A 16,538-nucleotide genomic window follows, 5' to 3' on the forward strand; every position below is an offset into this window, starting at 1 on the left:
TTGGATGTTTGTTTGTTAAATAGTGAACATTTCTTATTACGCTTTCATTTTAGCATGGTCGATTTTAAAAAGATAGTGATAGCGTTCACATTTTGGGGCCAAAAAAAGCAGTTGTCAAAGAATGTTCAAAACATTTGGCCGTAGATATATAATAGAAAAATGCGATGAAAGCGTGTTATAACACAAATTGATCAGTTTTTCACATGATTATTTTTCTTGGGGAGAGTTTGTGATTTGGTAACATGCTCAATATTTCACAAAATTGGCACAGCCATATGAAAGCGGTTGCGTTATATTTTTCATGTAAGCAGTTACATAAAAGGAGTGGGGAAAGATGTTAACAGGATTACGTACTGATTTTCAAATGCCTTCCGTAAACTTGTTTGGACAGGGGACGGCAGAAGAAATTGGAAACAGGCTGAAAAATCTTGGGTGTCGCAGACCGCTGATTGTAACCGATGAAGGGCTCCACCAACTGGGGTATTCCGAAAAAATTGCAGCCTATATAAAAGAAGCCGGCCTGGAAGTGGCGATCTATCCGAAGGCTGAACCAAATCCGACAGACAAAAATGTGGAAGACGGGTTAAAAACCTATCATGAAGAAAATTGCGATTCAATCGTTTCACTTGGCGGCGGGAGCGCGCATGACTGTGCAAAAGGGATCGGGCTCGTTGCGGCCAATGGGGGCAAAATCCATGATTATGAAGGGCTGGACCGTTCTGAAAAACCAATGGTGCCGCTCGTTGCAATTAATACAACAGCCGGGACTGCCAGCGAAATGACAAAATTTACGATTATTACCGATACGAGTCGGAAAGTGAAAATGGCGATTGTAGATAAACATGTGACACCGGTTTTGTCCATTAATGATCCATTATTAATGGTCGGGATGCCGCCGTCTTTAACTGCGGCAACGGGGCTTGACGCTTTGACCCATGCAGTGGAAGCGTATGTTTCAACTGCGGCCACACCGGTAACAGATGCATGCGCCATTAAAGCGATCCAAATTATTCCGCAATATTTGCCAAAGGCTGTTGCAAACGGCAATGATATGGAAGCGCGTGAACAAATGGTATATGCGCAGTATTTGGCAGGCATGGCGTTTAATAATGCATCTTTGGGCTATGTCCACGCGATTGCGCACCAGTTCGGCGGTTTCTATAACTTGCCGCACGGCGTTTGCAATGCGATTTTGCTCCCGCATGTGTGCCGTTTCAATCTGATTGCGCGGAAAGAAAGATTTGCAGAAATTGCCGTTGCACTGGGTGAGAAGACGGATGGCCTGAGCGTCGACGAAGCGGCGGAAAAAGCCATTACAGCAATAGAAAGGTTGGCAGCACAGCTGAACATTCCGAAAGGCTTTAAAGAACTCGGGGCTAAAGAAGAAGATATCGAAATCCTCGCCCAGCATGCGATGCAGGACGCGTGCGCAGCCACAAACCCGCGCAAACCAACACAAAAAGAAGTGGAAGCGATTATAAAAGCAGCGATGTAAGGAAGAAGACGGAGGGGAATTTGAGTAAACTGGCACCTGCAGGCTGGGCACTTTTTCCAAGTGTCCGGCCTGCAGGTATTTTTTGTCTATACCTTTTTTCAAAAGACAGGCGTCCATGTCGCGACGGAAAAAACAGCTGGCGCAAATTTTCCGGATTGCAACCACCGCCCGCAATGCATACCAGGTTCTGGGCAAGTGGAAGATGAGCCTGTTGGATTGGAGAGGGACGAAAAAAATCCCCTTTAGAAGAACCATACGAGAGATTCAAAGCAAATGGCTCCCTGATGGTTTACCTAGGAGGGGTTACGTAAAATTAGACAAAGCGACAAGCACACAAATCGTACGTTCATCGCCCGTTTTGGAATTTATGATTTGCTCAGCGGTTGTAGCAAAATAACGTAATTTTGGTATTCATTTGAGAAACCTTTATGGATTTCTAATATTTCCTGATTTTTAAGGTTCAATTTAATTTGTCTTTGGTTTTTCTTTTCAAATGAATAAGATTGACGGATAGTACTATCTGATGAGGTGATTTGTACAAATGGTTTTCGGTTATGCGTTTTTTCATGGTCAACAAAAGACAATCTATATTTTCCTTCTTGCAGTTGTTTTCCCACTCTGTAATAACCGGAATGTTGAATGAAGTAATCTCCATTCTTATCTTTTTTTAATCTATATAAAACGAATTAATCATTTTTGCTCACTTCCTCGGTCCTTTTTTGGGTATATAGATTGTAACTATCCTAAAAAGGGCGGAGAAAAAATGTTGAATCAAGAACTTGAACAATTGCGAAACGCTATGCAAAACACAAGGGATAAACATCTTTATGAGCGTTATCTCTCTGTGCTGTTACATTTAGAAGGCCGGACTTATCCAGAAATTGCTAAGATTATAGGACGTACCCGGCAAACGGTCATGAATTACTGTCATGCTTATGAAGAAGGAGGAATCTCCAGCCTTCAAATGAAAAAACCAACAGGTAAACCTGAGAAATTAACGGAAGATCAACAAAAGCAGTTGGCCGAAACCATTATAAACAAAACCCCTGCAGAAGTTGGGTTCGAAGCAAAATACACTTGGACGCTCCCGTTAATCGCCGATTGGATCCAGCGTGAATTTCAACAGTCGTATACCCCAAGGGGCGTTTCTAAAATGTTACACCGGCTTGGGTTTAGCTATACAAAGGCCACATATACTTTGGCAAAAGCAGATCCTGAAGAGCAAAAAGCATTCAAAGAAGTCACTTTCCTAAAGCTAAAACAGCAACTGGAGAATGGGATCATCGATCACCTGTTATTCGAAGATGAGGCATTCATCCGTGCTTATCAGGCTCTGCAGTATAACTGGTTCCCAAAAGGACAGCAGCGAAAAATCAAAACATACGGCCAGCATAAGGGTGCAAAGCTGTTCGCTGCCATAAACTATGAAACCGGCGAAATTACGCACTATGAAGAAGAAAAAAGTAATTCCTTGGCCTTTAGACGTTTTGTAGAACTCATTTTAAGTAAATACCCGCAAGGTAAAATTGTAATGGTTTTGGACAACAGCAAAGTGCATCAATCACAATTTATCAAGGATTTCCTGAAAGAAAATCCACGAATGGAATTTGTTTTTCTTCCTAAATACAGCCCTGAGTAGAACCCAGTGGAAGGATTATGGAAGTGGCTAAAGCAAGATGTCGTAAACAACGTCTTTTTCAGCAAATTTTACCAAATTCGCTCCCACGTGGCGGAATTTATGAAACAAGCCAGCCAAAAGAGCCAAGAAGTCATTGACCGGCTGCTTGTTAGATTAGAGCTGTCAAAAACTTAAGTTCATCTTATATAGTATCTTTTCTGAACAGTATTTTTTGATTCCGATTTTATTAACGACTACATTTCTGTATCCCAATTTATAATCCAATATGGCATCGTCCGAAAAAGCAATCAAGAAATAAATTGGCAAAAACCAAATTAAGACGATTTGTGCTCCATGCGCTCTGCTTGAGCCTGTCAGGAAAAATGCAAAAGCAGGATCCCACTTATCACCAAACTGGATTTGGTTGATAAGTAATTGTATGATTTCCACACAAGGAATGAATAAAATAAGGAGAAGACAAACCAAACTGAGTTTATTATGTAGTATTCGATAAGAATGACTTTGCAGCATTTGTACCCTCCGCAATTTTCCGTTCAATTAATTTTTTTCTATATCCTTCCTCAAATCTTCTCTTTCTGTAACTTATTTTAATGAAAAAGGACTTTAATAGAAATATTTTTTTGTTAAATATGAATATTATATACATATAATATTTTCTCGGATTTTGGCTTGTAAAATAGGGCAGCTCTGACGGCCTATCAATAGTCTTTTCTCGTGTAATCGCTTCATAAACGTTCAAAATATATACAAACACAAACAGGGAAAAAGGGGATATGATAGAAAGGCAGTTGTTTGTGATATGATTCACAATTAAACATTTTTCATGTTGGAGATGGTGTTTATGTACGAGGCCGTTGAATCTGTTGTTCAAATGGCATTAAATAAGAAAAAATATCTGGAAGAATCCTTGCTTCGTTATGTGACAAAAGCAGCGTTGGCAAGTATGTTCATCGGTTTTGCCATTATAATATGTTACCGTCTTGCTGAGCCGTTTTTTGATGCGAAGTCTCCGGTTACTTCCTTTATGGCTTCAATATTTTTTGGCGCAGCGCTTGTGCTTATTATGTTTGGCGGCGGCGAGCTTTTTACCGGCAATACGATGATGATGACAATGAGCACGGTAAAAAAAGCGACAACTTGGAAAGATGCGCTCACAAACTGGGTGGCAACGTATGCCGGAAATTTGATCGGTGCGGCGATTTTCGCGCTGTTTATCCATTACAGCGGACTCTATGCGGATTCGGATAACAGCCAGTTTTTAATGTCGGTTGTTGGTGGGAAAATTAGCCTGACGACGGCCCAAATGTTTTTCCGTTCGATTCTTTGTAACTGGCTTGTTTGTTTAGGGTTCTGGGTTCCGATAAACGTAAAGGGAGACGGGGCTAAAATCGCTTCGATGATGCTGCTCGTGTTTGGCTTCGTCATTTCAGGCTACGAACACAGCATTGCCAATATGGTGCTGTTCTCGCTGGCACTTGCCGCACCACACCCGGATACCATTACACTCGTGGGCATTTTGCACAACCTTGGTGTGGTAACGCTCGGCAATATGATTGGCGGCGGCGTCTTTGTCGGTGCCATGTACGCCTTCTTAACATCAAAGAAAAAAGAAAAAGTGCCGGTTGCTGTTGTTGACACACACACCGTATCCCCTTTTTCGGCTGAAAAAATCAAGTAATATAAAACGAGCTGCCTGATAGAGGGCAGCTCGTTTTATATCGAAAAACCTGATCCGTTTCATTAGCTTTGAATCAGCTGCAGGAATTGCTTGGTCCGTGCGTTTTTTGGATGATGGAATACTTCTTCCGGTTTGCCTTGCTCCAGGATGACACCGCCATCCATGAAAATCACCTTGTCTGCAACTTCGCGGGCAAACCGCATTTCGTGTGTGACAACGGCCATTGTCATCCCTTCTTCAGCAAGCTCCTTCATCACATTCAGCACGCCGCTCACAAGTTCCGGGTCCAGTGCGGATGTCGGTTCGTCAAACAGCATTACTTCCGGCTCCATCGCAAGCGCCCGCGCAATCCCGGCGCGCTGCTGCTGACCGCCGGAAAGGCTTGCCGGATACGCATCTTTTTTATCAAGCAGGCCTACCTTTTCCAGCAGTATTTCAGCTTTTTTTACTGCATCCTGGCGGTTTTTCCTTTTTACAATGATGGGCCCCTCAATCACATTTTCGAGAACCGTTTTATGCGGGAAAAGATTGTACTGTTGGAAAACCATGCCGGATTTTTGCCGCAAAGCCGCGCGTTCTTTTTTACCGGGATGTTGGGAAAAGTCAACGGATACATCACCGATCTGTACTCTGCCTTGATTTGGAACTTCAAGAGCATTCATGCAGCGAAGCAGCGTGGTTTTACCAGAACCGGATGGGCCGATGATGACGATCACTTTCCCTTTTTCAATGGTTAAGTCAATTCCTTTTAGCACTTCAAGGTTGCCGAATTGTTTATGTAACCCTTCTATTCGAATCATACAGGTCCCTCCTTACTTGCTGATGTATTTATCAAAACGGCCTTCCAATTTTTGCTGGATTATTGAGAGAATCAAACAAATCACCCAGTACAAAAAGGCCGCTTCGACATACAGCAGCATAAATTGATAAGTGGTGGAGGCAATTTCCTGGGCTTTACGGAACAGATCGGCCACCAAAATCAAGGAAGCAAGAGACGTATCCTTCACGAGACTGATAAACGTATTAGAAAGTGGCGGTACCGATACGCGGACGGCCTGTGGGAGTACAATTCTTCTCAAAGCCTGTGAATAGTTCATCCCGATCGAATAGGCTGCTTCCCATTGTCCCTTTGGAATCGACAAAATCGCTGCCCTGATAATTTCTGATGCATACGCGCCGACATTGAGCGAAAAGCCGATAATGGCGGCTGGAAAAGAACCAATGGTAATGTGCACAGACGGCAGCCCGTAAAAAATGATAAATAATTGCACAAGCAACGGGGTTCCGCGGATTGCTGAGACATAGATTCGGGCAATCCATTCCAGTATTTTAATGCCGGAAATCCGTGCCAGCGCCGTGGCGAGTGCCAGCACAAGACCGATACAGAAAGTAATAATCGTTAATGGAATCGTATAATGCAAAGCTCCCTTCAGCATCGACAGAAGGGAACTTTGCACCAAATGCAGCTGGTTGCTGCTGATAAACGCAAGGTTATTGGGAAACATCTTCACCAAACCATTTCTTTGAAATTTTTGTTAGTGTGCCGTCTTTTTTCATATCTTTTAAAGCATCATTTACTTTGTCTGTCAATTTCCCTGAATGTTTCCGGAACAAAAGAGCGGATTTGCTGGCATCGTTTGCGGTGGCGGCAACTTTAATGGCAGCATTCGGTTTTTGCTTTTTGTAATCCAGATAAGTTAGGGAATCATTGACCGTTGCATCCACACGGTTTGAAGTCAAAAGCTGGATCGCTTGGTTAAAGCCTTCCACACTTACAATATTGGCACCATTTTTCTTGGCAATAGTGGCAAAGTTGCTTGTAAGCGATTGGGCTGATTTTTTGCCTTTTAAATCAGCAAAGGACTTGATGTTCGTATTGTCTTTGCGTACAAGGACAACGGCTTTTGAAATCGTATATGGTGTGGAAAAATCATATTTTTTCTGGCGGTCTGCGCGGATCCCGACTTGGTTTGCGATCATATCAAACCGTTTGGAATTGAGCCCGGCAAACATGGCATCCCACTGGGTTTCTTTAAATTCGGCTTTTAATCCGAGCCGTTTTGCAACTTCTTTCGCAACATCAATATCGTAGCCTGTTAATTTTCCGTTTTTATGGAAAGAAAATGGCGGATATGTTCCTTCTGTCCCGATCAAAAGGACGCCTTTTGATTTGATCTGGCCGTATAAGTCATTGGATTTTGAAGCGTTCTGGTTGTCCGTATTTTTTCCGCATGCCGTTAACGCAAGCAGCAAGCAAAACACGGCCAGCCATTTGATGTATTTTCTCATGTTGTCAACTCCCTTTTTATTATCTTTACAGTCTACAGCTATGCTTTAACCAGCATTTTGTATTGTAAACAAAGGGGTAAAAAATATCCAGAAAAAAGGCTTTGTATAGTAAAATATGGATGAGGGAAAGCGAAAGGTGGTTAACCCAATATGGCAGAAGGATATGTGAAAGTCACGGGAGGGAATGTCTTTTACAAAATAACGGGCACCGGAAGCAAAACGCCGCTTATCGTATTGCACGGCGGGCCTGGTGGGACACATATGCCGTTTTTTGCCCTTGAAGCACTCGGGGATGAACGGCCGGTTGTCTTTTACGACCAGCTCGGTTCCGGAAGATCAGACCACCCGGATGACCCCTTACTCTGGACAATTGACAGATTCACAGAGGAGCTTGCCCGGCTTCGTGAGGCACTTGCATTGGATAAAGTCCACATCCTCGGCCATTCGTGGGGAACAATGCTTGCGGCAAACTATTTGCTGAAGCAGCCGGCAGGGGTAAAAAGCGTTATATTTTCCGGGCCATGCCTGAGCGCTCCACAGTGGAAAGAGGATCAGGATGAACACCGGAAACAGCTGCCGCCCGATGTCCAGGAAATTTTGGCGCGTTCAGAACGCGAGGGGCGGACATCCTCTCCGGAATACAAAGAGGCAATGAAAGTTTTCTATAAAAAATTTGTCAACCGTCTTGAAGAAAAGCCGGCCGTCTTGCAATCGGAATTTGCCCGTCCGAATGAAGAAGTATACTTGACGATGTGGGGGCCGTCAGAATTTTACCCGTCCGGCAATTTGAAAACATTTGACGTAACAGGCCGCCTGCATGAGATCAGGCTGCCTGCCTTATTTACCTGCGGGCGTTACGATGAAGCCAGGCCGGAAACAACGAGGGCCTATAGCCGGCTCATACCGGGGGCAAAATTCCATATGTTTGAAAACAGCTCACACCAGCCGTACCTTGAAGAGCCCCATGAATTTGTGCGGGTGATTCGGGAATTTTTGGCAGGTGTTTGAGCGCACGGTCAGCGGATATTGATGAGCAGATAAAGAAACCAGACGGCGTGATGCTGTTCGTCTCTTGCCGCTTCAAGAAACGCCTGCTTCATGGCAGGGCTATTTGCGGAACGCGCCAATTCTCTGTAAAAATCGACCGTGTTTTGTTCGTCTTTCACGGCAAATTCAAGCCCTCCTTTGTAAGTGGAAGGGCAGGCTTCGCTGATTTGCGGCTGCGGCCTTCTGCCTGTGAGGTTCGTGTAAAACTGCGAAAATGTCTGGAAATGGCGAATCTCATCATCACGGATTTCCATAATGATGTTACGGGCTTCAGCAGACGGGGCTCTCCTTGCGATTTGCTCGTAGCAGGCGATGGCACTATATTCGCCGTTTATTGCCTGGATTAGATTGGCGAGCCATACTGCCTGCTGGTTCCCGGCGTCAGGCTGTGTGTTTCTCAAACCGGCATGATCATCAAACGGATGGACAAACATTGGATTCCCTCCTCACTTTCAACCGGTATATCGTATGATGGGCAAAAGCGGATCGTTCCGATTTTTTCTGATCCATCCAGCGGACAATGTTTAAAAATTTTCCCGAAATGTTTTATAATAGGAATGTCTATGCCAGATTTCCTTCATATTTTTTTAGAAAAGGAGCAAAGAAATGGAAAAAGTACTTGTTTTCGGCCATAAAAACCCGGATACGGATGCGATTTGTTCAGCGATTGCCTATGCAGCGTTAAAAACAAAATTGGGCGTTGACGCGGAGGCGGTCCGGTTAGGAGAATTGAGCAATGAAACGAAATTCGCATTGGAAACATTCCACATGGAAGCGCCGCGCCTCGTTCAAACGGTTGCAAACGAAGTGGAAAATGTCATTCTTGTGGACCATAATGAACGCCAGCAAAGCGCGGACGACATTGACAGCGTGCGGGTCCTTGAAGTCATTGACCACCATCGCATCGCCAATTTTGAAACGAGCGACCCGCTCTATTACCGTGCGGAACCGGTCGGCTGTACAGCAACGATTTTAAATAAACTTTACAAAGAGAATGGGGTTGAAATCAGTAAAGAAATAGCTGGCCTGATGCTTTCTGCGATCATCTCCGACTCGCTTTTGTTTAAATCCCCGACTTGCACGGAAGAAGATGTGAAGGCAGCGAAAGAACTGGCTGAAATTGCCGGTGTGGATGCAGATACATACGGCCTTGAAATGCTGAAAGCCGGCGCGGATTTAAGTGACAAAACGGTGGAACAGCTGATTACACTTGACTCCAAAGAATTTGATATGGCTGGCCATAAAGTGGTGATTGCCCAGGTAAATGCCGTTGATACAAATGACGTGCTCGTGAAACAGGCGGAAATTGAACAGGCGATCCAAGCGCAGATTACAGACAGAGGGCTTGATTTGTTCCTGTTTGTTGTAACGGATATTTTAACAAACGATTCCGTCGCACTTGCACTCGGCAAATCGGCGGATATTGTGGAAAAAGCCTATAATGTCAAGCTGGAAAACAACACGGCCACTTTAAAAGGCGTTGTATCACGGAAAAAACAAATTGTTCCGGTTTTAACCGAATCCTTTCATAGCTGAAAAAACCGGTGCCGACACATGGCACCGGCTTTTTTCATTCCAAGAAACCGGAACAGGGCTTTCAGATACCCGTATGATCCTTGGGTATTGTGCTGCCTTTTCAAATTTTGGCTTGCGGAACCCCGCTGTTTCCGCAACCGGCACCGGTTTTTTCAACGGGGGATCGGAATGCGACTCAGATACCCGTATGATCCTTGGATATTGTGCTGCATTTTCAAATCTTGGCTTGCGGAACCCCGCTGTTTCCGCAACCGGCACCGTTTTTTCAACCGGGGGACCAGAACGGGACGCAGATATCCATATGTTCCGTATATGGAAGCGGATTGTTTTACAGCTTCGGGAACAGCCCGTGGATGCCGCTTGCGATCATTTGAACCGCCATGACGGCAAGAATCAGCCCCATCAGCCTTGTTATAATGTTAAGGCCGCTTTGCCCGAGCTTAGAGATAATCGAAGATGAATAATAAAACAATACAAAGGTTAAAGCGAGCACAATGGTATAGCCGATTAAAACACTTGCCAGGTTTGGCAGGGAATGGGAAGACGTCTGCGCCATGACGGTTGCGATCGTCCCGGGCCCGGCCAGGATCGGGAGGGCAAGCGGTGTAATAGAGATGTCATCCCGGGCTTCAACTTCTTTCCGCTCATTCGGATGCGGGCTTTGCGATCTTGCATTTTTAGCGTGCAGCAGGCTGTAGGCAATCCCGAAGATTAAGATCCCCCCTGCAACGCGAAACGCATGAATCGTAATCCCGAAGACCTCGAACAATAATTTTCCAAGAAAAAGAAAAACCGTTAGTATGATAAAAGAAACAATGACCGCTTTGCGGGCGGTTTTCCGTTTGTCCTTTAAGGAATATCCACCAGTTAATGAAATGAAGATTGGAATATTCCCGATCGGATTCATCACCGCAAAAAAACCGAGCGAAAGTTTTATAATTTCGCCGAACAATTTCTACACCCCTTTTTGTTTATTTTTTATTGCATTACCCTGTTGGTGGAAAATGTAACAGGGGTAACAGTTTTTTGATGGACGGATCCCCGCGTTTCTTTACAGAAGCGGATGTCTTTAATATAATGTTCATATCTTTTTGATGTATGTAAGAAGCAACGCAGTGTTTCACCCGGAGAGCGGGGGAGAATCCCTGCGTTTTTATTGTGACAATCATTTTTATAGTTGATGATGGCGCGTTTTTAATGGCAGCAATACGCATATTGCCGCTTGTTGCCGTACAAAAAGTCCTCGTCATGCAAATTGGTGGTCGGACTGAATGCAAAAACTTAAGTTCATTTTATATAAATTGTTTGTTTTTGGGGGAGGTGAATCATGGATACGGCCGAATTGAAAAAAGAAGTCATTGCCTTCAGCAAAACGATCGGAATCGACAAAATCGGGTTTGCTTCTCCAGACCCGTTTACGGAGTTGAAGCAGCGCCTGATCCGTCAACAGGAACTCGGCTACCAGTCCGGCTTTGAGGAAAAAGATATTGAAAAAAGGGTGAATCCTTCTTTAATTTTTGATTCGCCCCAGTCGATTATTGCCGTTGCGCTCGCCTACCCGTCCAAAATCAAGAATCCGCCGAAAGGGAAAAAAGGCGCACGCCGCGGGATCTTTTGCCGGGCTTCTTGGGGCGAGGACTATCACACCATCTTAAGGGACAAGCTTTCGAAACTGGAAGATTTTCTTAAAGAAAAAGTGGAAGGGGCCCGCTGCAAATCGATGGTCGATACAGGGGAACTCTCCGACCGGGCGGTAGCCGAGAGGGCCGGCATTGGCTGGAGCGGAAAAAATTGTTCGATCATCACACCGGAATTTGGTTCCTATGTGTACTTAGGCGAGATGATTACCAATATTCCGTTTGAACCGGATACACCTGTTGAGGACCAGTGCGGTGACTGCCGGAAATGCCTAGATGTCTGTCCGACCGGCGCGCTTGTTTCTGCCGGGCAGCTGAATGCCAAACGGTGCATCAGCTTTTTAACGCAGACAAAAGATTACTTGCCGGACGAGTTTAAAGGGAAAATCGGCAATCGCGTGTACGGTTGTGATTCGTGCCAGACAATCTGTCCGAAAAACAAAGGGATTGATTTTCATTTTCATGAGGAAATGGAGCCGGAACCGGAAGCGGCCAAGCCACTTCTGGAACCGATTCTCCGCCTCAGCAACCGCGCGTTTAAAGAACGGTTCGGCCATATGGCAGGATCGTGGCGCGGGAAAAAGCCGATCCAGCGAAACGCGATTATCGCGCTCGCCCATTTTAAGGAAGAAAGCGCAGTACCGGAGCTGATCCGAATTTTGCAGGAAGATCCGCGCCCGGTTATTCGCGGGACGGCAGGCTGGGCGCTTGGGAAAATCGGCGGGGAAGAAGCAAAAGCTGCACTTCTTTCCGCACGCGAACAGGAAGAAGATCCGGATGCCCGCAATGAAATCGAAAAAGGCCTTGCATTTTTCGATTAGACGTCCATCGCAGTGCACGCGGCATCAGCAGGAGAATGAAAATCAGCCGGTGCCTATTTCAGGATAAACTTTGATGCCGCTTCTTTCGTGGATACGGGTAAAAAATCGTCACATGGAACGGTACTGCGTCAAGAAAGCTCTAGGAATGTATCACGTTCCTTGATAACGGCTGCCGCTTTTTTATGTGCCAAAAGCAGCGCCAACGCAAATTTTCAGCAAAACAAAAGAATCTTTGCGTTTTCAAAAAGCACGAAAATATACAGATACTGATTTCCCCCATTTTTTCATCATATAGTGATGAAGAGAGGGGGTTTTCTGATTGAAAGAACAAATCCAGGCACATCTTGAAAACAGGCTTGCTCACTTTACCGGGCGAGGAACAGAGCGGGAATTTGAAGATATTGAACGAAAAAAGACGGGGCTTTCAAATCGGGATGCCCGGATTGTAAAGGTGAAAGCGGAAGCAAAAGTAACCCGGGCTGACCAGGAGGGAAGCCACAGCTTTCTTTATTATACGGTGCATATGCAGTATATGATCAAACAAAAAGCGGCTTTTTACATTGAAGAAGCAGTGGAGGAAAGAAAAGCATCTTTTTACGATGGAAGGCTTTATGAAGACGAGGAACTTGTGCCGGACATTCCGGAATGGCGCGGTCCTCTGCCGGATGATGAGGAGCAGAAAACTGGAGCAGCTGGCGGCGAACGGATCGCATACGTGTATGACCGCATGAAAGCTGTCCAGTATGCGGAAAAGTGGTGGAACCGTTTTAATCCGGCTTACAAATCGTTTACGGATGACTGCACGAACTATATCTCGCAATGCCTTTACGCCGGCGGGGCACCGATGCGCGGATACCCGGACAGGGCACAGGGCTGGTGGATGATGCACAATAACTGGAGTTACAGCTGGACGGTTGCACATTCGTTTAAGACATACCTGCAGTATTCTAAAACCGGTTTGCGCGCAAAGGAAGTTTCGTCACCGCAGGAGCTGAAGTACGGTGACGTCATTTGTATCGATTTCCAGGGGGACGGCCGGTTTGACCATACGCTCATTGTCACGGGTTATGATTATTACGGGATGCCGCTTGTGAATGCCCATACGACCAATAGCCGTAAACGGTACTGGACGTATGAAGACTCTTCCGCCTATACGCCGAATATCAAGTACAAGTTTTTTACCATTGAAGATGATAGTTGAGAAACGTGTTATAATAAGTCCCGAGGTGACAAATGTTGAGCTTGCATGTTGTATTGTACCAGCCGGAAATTCCCGCCAACACAGGCAATATTGCACGCACTTGCGCAGGGACCGGGACAACGCTCCATCTGATCCGCCCGCTCGGTTTTTCAACGGATGATAAAATGTTAAAAAGAGCCGGGCTGGATTATTGGAAGCATGTGAATATCGTCTATTATGATTCACTGGAAGAATTTTTTGAAAAAAATGCGGACGGCGAAGTATACTACATTGAGACGTTTGGCGAAAAGCCGTTTACGGATTTTGATTTCAGCGATCCGGACAAAAATTTATATTTCATGTTCGGCCGGGAAACCTCAGGGCTGCCGAATGACTTGATTGAAAAAAATAAGGACCGCTGCCTGCGTATTCCGATGACAGACAAAGTGCGGTCGCTTAACCTTTCCAATACTGCCGCCATCCTTGTATATGAAGCATTGCGGCAGCAGCAGTATCCAGGATTAAAATGACAAAGGGCCGGGCTGATTCATCGCCCGGCCCTTTCGTTTGCGGAAGCGCCAATGCCGGAAACGGTTCGGATCATCCGGCCCGTGCTCACGAAAGATCCCGGTGAAAAATCCCTTCCGAATGTTTTAAGCTGCATTTTTTCTAGGCCTTGCCCGCTCAAAGTCCCTGCCACACTGCCAGGCTGAATTTCTCCGGCCTTTCGTGTGTGGAAGCGCCGATGCCGGAAATGGTCGGGATCACCCGGCCTTTTGCCCACGGAAGATCCCCGGTGCAAAAAAATCTTTGAGCAGCATTTTAATACTCCGGCTCTTGCTCGCGGAAGTTTTCCCCTTTGTCTTCGTATCCAGCCGTGAAAATGGCGGACAAGAATGAAATCGCTACCAATATAATAAGGAACGTTTTCACTTCGATATCCTCCCTGTTTTTCCTTCTTTGCCCCTCATTATAGCCCATTTCACTGAAAGATGCACCTATTTTCAATTTTTGAACGTACCTTATCCACCAGAATCTCCCTAAACGAAATTTTTCCTATTCGTTTTTCGCGTTTATCGCTGTCCGTTCGTCCCGAATAAGGTTGTCTCTTTTTATCATGTTCCCTCGCTTGGGGGCATAGATTATATAAACGTCTCTTCAACAAGACTAAGGGGAGGTACGAAATGGATATTCTGAGGAAACTCACAAACTACCGTGAAGAAGAGGAAAAACTGAGATGGGAAGGAACGTTCAGGGAGTATCTTGACTTGCTAAAAGAAAAGCCATGGGTTGCACAATCCGCTCATTCCCGAGTTTACAATATGATTAAGGATGCCGGTGTGGAGGAAGTGGACGGAGTAAAAAAATACCGTTTTTTCAGCCATCAATTATTCGGTTTGGAAGAGGCGCTTGAAAAATTGGTGGAAGAATATTTCCACCCGGCTGCGAAAAGGCTGGATGTCAGAAAACGGATTTTATTGTTGATGGGACCTGTAAGCGGCGGAAAATCGACGCTTGTGACAATGTTAAAACGGGGCCTTGAAGCGTATTCGCGGACTGAACAGGGCGCTGTATTTGCCATCAAAGGCTGCCCAATGCATGAAGATCCGCTTCACTTGATTCCGCAACATTTGCGGGCGGATTTTTACGAGGAATACGGTATCCGGATTGAAGGCAATTTGTCTCCTTTGAATATGCTGCGGCTGGAGGAAGAGTATGGCGGAAGGATTGAAGACGTGCTCGTTGAAAGGATCTTTTTTTCCGAAGACAAGCGGACGGGGATCGGCACGTTCAGCCCGTCGGATCCGAAATCGCAGGATATCGCGGATCTAACCGGCAGCATTGATTTTTCGACCATTGCCGAGTACGGTTCCGAATCGGATCCGCGCGCTTACCGTTTCGACGGCGAACTGAACAAGGCCAACCGCGGCATTATGGAATTTCAGGAAATGCTCAAATGCGATGAGAAATTTCTCTGGCATCTGTTGTCGCTGACGCAGGAAGGAAATTTTAAAGCAGGCCGGTTTGCGCTGATTTCTGCTGATGAATTGATCATCGCGCACACGAATGAGACCGAATACCGCTCTTTTATTGCCAATAAGAAAAACGAAGCTTTGCACTCACGGATTATTGTCATGCCGGTTCCGTATAATTTGCGGGTAACCGAGGAAGAGAAAATTTATGAAAAAATGATCCGGGAAAGCGATGTGGCGGATATTCATATCGCTCCGCATACGCTGAAAGTTGCGGCGATGTTTACCATTTTAACAAGGTTGCGCGAACCGAAGCGGGCGGATATCGATTTGCTTAAGAAAATGCGCTTGTATGACGGGATGGCAGTAGAGGGGTACAATTCACAGGATGTAAAGGAACTGAAAAATGAATACCAGGATGAAGGCATGTTCGGGATTGATCCGCGCTATGTCATCAACCGTATTTCCTCTACAATCATCAAAAAAGAAATGAAATCCATCAATGCCCTCGATGTGCTTCTGTCATTGAAGGAAGGGCTTGACCAGCATCCGTCGATTACCCCGGAATTGAAAGAGAAGTATTTGAATTTCATTTCTTTAGCGCGGAAAGAATACGATGAAATTGCCAAAAAAGAAGTGCAGAAAGCATTTGTATATTCGTATGAAGAATCGGCGAAAACGCTGATGGACAATTATCTCGACAATGTAGAAGCATTCTGCAACAAAGTGAAGCTGCATGATCCTTTAACAGGCGAAGAAATTAATCCGGATGAAAAACTGATGCGGTCGATCGAAGAACAGATCGGCATTTCGGAAAATGCGAAGAAAGCGTTCCGGGAAGAAATCCTCATCCGCATTTCGGCTTATGCGAGAAAAGGGAAACGGTTTGATTATAATTCACACGACCGGCTCCGTGAAGCCATCCAGAAAAAATTGTTTGCGGATTTAAAAGACGTTGTCAAGATTACAACATCCACAAAAACGCCGGATGAACAGCAGTTGAAGAAGATCAATGAAGTGGTGGCGCGTTTAATTGATGATTACGGCTATAATTCCACATCGGCCAATGAACTGCTGCGCTATGTCGGGAGCTTGCTGAACCGGTAATCCGGCAGCCGGAAGCCGGGCGATATCAGCCCGGTTTTTTCCTTATCCGGCTTTAGCCTGTTTCTAAAAGAAAAATGTCAAATATTCTGCCTTATTGCATAAGATAGAGTAATCTTAAATGTGATGATCCAAGTTT

At 45.3% G+C, this 16,538-nt stretch carries 16 protein-coding genes; 10 read left to right on the top strand and 6 right to left on the bottom strand.

The genetic code is table 11. From position 1 onward, the window contains the following. The first annotated feature begins 334 nt into the window (after window positions 1-334). A complete protein-coding gene (locus ABR335_RS04695) occupies window positions 335-1,495 on the top strand; it encodes an iron-containing alcohol dehydrogenase (RefSeq protein WP_017551801.1) in 1,161 nt (386 codons plus the stop codon). A 365-nt stretch (window positions 1,496-1,860) separates the two neighbouring features. Here ABR335_RS04695 and ABR335_RS04700 read toward each other — a convergent pair whose 3' ends face one another. Next, a complete protein-coding gene (locus ABR335_RS04700) occupies window positions 1,861-2,112 on the bottom strand; it encodes a hypothetical protein (protein ID WP_142010184.1) in 252 nt (83 codons plus the stop codon). Window positions 2,113-2,258: 146 nt separating this feature from the next. Between ABR335_RS04700 and ABR335_RS04705 the strand changes: the two genes are divergently transcribed. The 3 genes from ABR335_RS04705 to ABR335_RS04710 all read left to right on the top strand — a co-directional run bounded on the left by ABR335_RS04705 (window position 2,259) and on the right by ABR335_RS04710 (window position 4,812). Continuing rightward, window positions 2,259-3,134: an IS630 family transposase gene (locus ABR335_RS04705; RefSeq protein WP_019721284.1), complete on the top strand. Its 876-nt coding sequence runs from the start codon at window positions 2,259-2,261 to the stop codon at window positions 3,132-3,134. A gap of 6 nt (window positions 3,135-3,140) precedes the next feature. Then, window positions 3,141-3,308: a hypothetical protein gene (locus tag ABR335_RS16815; protein WP_326244428.1), complete on the top strand. Its 168-nt coding sequence runs from the start codon at window positions 3,141-3,143 to the stop codon at window positions 3,306-3,308. A 667-nt stretch (window positions 3,309-3,975) separates the two neighbouring features. Continuing rightward, window positions 3,976-4,812 (top strand): formate/nitrite transporter family protein, encoded by an 837-nt coding sequence (locus ABR335_RS04710; protein ID WP_026683951.1) that lies wholly within the window; start codon window positions 3,976-3,978, stop codon window positions 4,810-4,812. Window positions 4,813-4,874: 62 nt separating this feature from the next. On the opposite strand, the gene ABR335_RS04715 is transcribed toward ABR335_RS04710, so the two are convergent. Genes ABR335_RS04715 through ABR335_RS04725 form a run of 3 tightly spaced genes read right to left on the bottom strand, consistent with a single transcriptional unit; the run spans window position 4,875 to window position 7,101 of the window. Next, window positions 4,875-5,612, bottom strand: coding sequence for an amino acid ABC transporter ATP-binding protein (locus tag ABR335_RS04715; protein WP_017551347.1), 738 nt, complete (start codon window positions 5,610-5,612; stop codon window positions 4,875-4,877). A gap of 12 nt (window positions 5,613-5,624) precedes the next feature. Then, window positions 5,625-6,317: an amino acid ABC transporter permease gene (locus tag ABR335_RS04720; protein ID WP_014097423.1), complete on the bottom strand. Its 693-nt coding sequence runs from the start codon at window positions 6,315-6,317 to the stop codon at window positions 5,625-5,627. Then, window positions 6,304-7,101, bottom strand: a complete 798-nt coding sequence (locus tag ABR335_RS04725; protein WP_014097424.1) for an amino acid ABC transporter substrate-binding protein — start codon at window positions 7,099-7,101, stop codon at window positions 6,304-6,306. The genes ABR335_RS04720 and ABR335_RS04725 overlap by 14 nt, the downstream gene beginning before the upstream one ends. A 150-nt stretch (window positions 7,102-7,251) precedes the next feature. Here ABR335_RS04725 and ABR335_RS04730 point away from each other — a divergent pair, with 150 nt between their 5' ends. Continuing rightward, window positions 7,252-8,109, top strand: coding sequence for a proline iminopeptidase-family hydrolase (locus ABR335_RS04730; protein WP_014097425.1), 858 nt, complete (start codon window positions 7,252-7,254; stop codon window positions 8,107-8,109). Between the two features lie 8 nt (window positions 8,110-8,117). On the opposite strand, the gene ABR335_RS04735 is transcribed toward ABR335_RS04730, so the two are convergent. Beyond that, window positions 8,118-8,582, bottom strand: coding sequence for a ferritin-like domain-containing protein (locus tag ABR335_RS04735; protein ID WP_014097426.1), 465 nt, complete (start codon window positions 8,580-8,582; stop codon window positions 8,118-8,120). Window positions 8,583-8,754: 172 nt separating this feature from the next. Here ABR335_RS04735 and ABR335_RS04740 point away from each other — a divergent pair, with 172 nt between their 5' ends. After that, on the top strand, window positions 8,755-9,684 hold the full coding sequence (locus ABR335_RS04740; RefSeq protein WP_017551344.1) for a manganese-dependent inorganic pyrophosphatase: 930 nt from the start codon (window positions 8,755-8,757) through the stop codon (window positions 9,682-9,684). 328 nt (window positions 9,685-10,012) lie between these two features. On the opposite strand, the gene ABR335_RS04745 is transcribed toward ABR335_RS04740, so the two are convergent. Next, window positions 10,013-10,636, bottom strand: coding sequence for a MarC family protein (locus ABR335_RS04745; protein ID WP_014097428.1), 624 nt, complete (start codon window positions 10,634-10,636; stop codon window positions 10,013-10,015). Window positions 10,637-11,011: 375 nt separating this feature from the next. On the opposite strand from ABR335_RS04745, the gene queG reads away from it, so the two are divergent. The 4 genes from queG (at window position 11,012) to ABR335_RS04765 (ending at window position 16,402) form a co-directional block, all read left to right on the top strand. After that, the gene (queG, locus tag ABR335_RS04750) at window positions 11,012-12,142 is read left to right on the top strand and encodes a tRNA epoxyqueuosine(34) reductase QueG (protein WP_014097429.1); all 1,131 of its coding nucleotides are present in this window, start codon (window positions 11,012-11,014) and stop codon (window positions 12,140-12,142) included. 319 nt (window positions 12,143-12,461) lie between these two features. Continuing rightward, window positions 12,462-13,343: an amidase domain-containing protein gene (locus tag ABR335_RS04755; protein WP_251460165.1), complete on the top strand. Its 882-nt coding sequence runs from the start codon at window positions 12,462-12,464 to the stop codon at window positions 13,341-13,343. A gap of 35 nt (window positions 13,344-13,378) precedes the next feature. Further along, window positions 13,379-13,852 (top strand): tRNA (uridine(34)/cytosine(34)/5-carboxymethylaminomethyluridine(34)-2'-O)-methyltransferase TrmL, encoded by a 474-nt coding sequence (trmL, locus tag ABR335_RS04760; protein ID WP_026683962.1) that lies wholly within the window; start codon window positions 13,379-13,381, stop codon window positions 13,850-13,852. Between the two features lie 654 nt (window positions 13,853-14,506). Then, the gene (locus tag ABR335_RS04765) at window positions 14,507-16,402 is read left to right on the top strand and encodes a PrkA family serine protein kinase (RefSeq protein WP_014097432.1); all 1,896 of its coding nucleotides are present in this window, start codon (window positions 14,507-14,509) and stop codon (window positions 16,400-16,402) included. The last annotated feature ends 136 nt before the right edge of the window (window positions 16,403-16,538 follow it).

Origin of the sequence: Heyndrickxia faecalis (assembly GCF_040267745.1) — a bacterium.
Classification (GTDB): Bacteria; Bacillota; Bacilli; order Bacillales; family Bacillaceae_C; genus Weizmannia; species Weizmannia faecalis.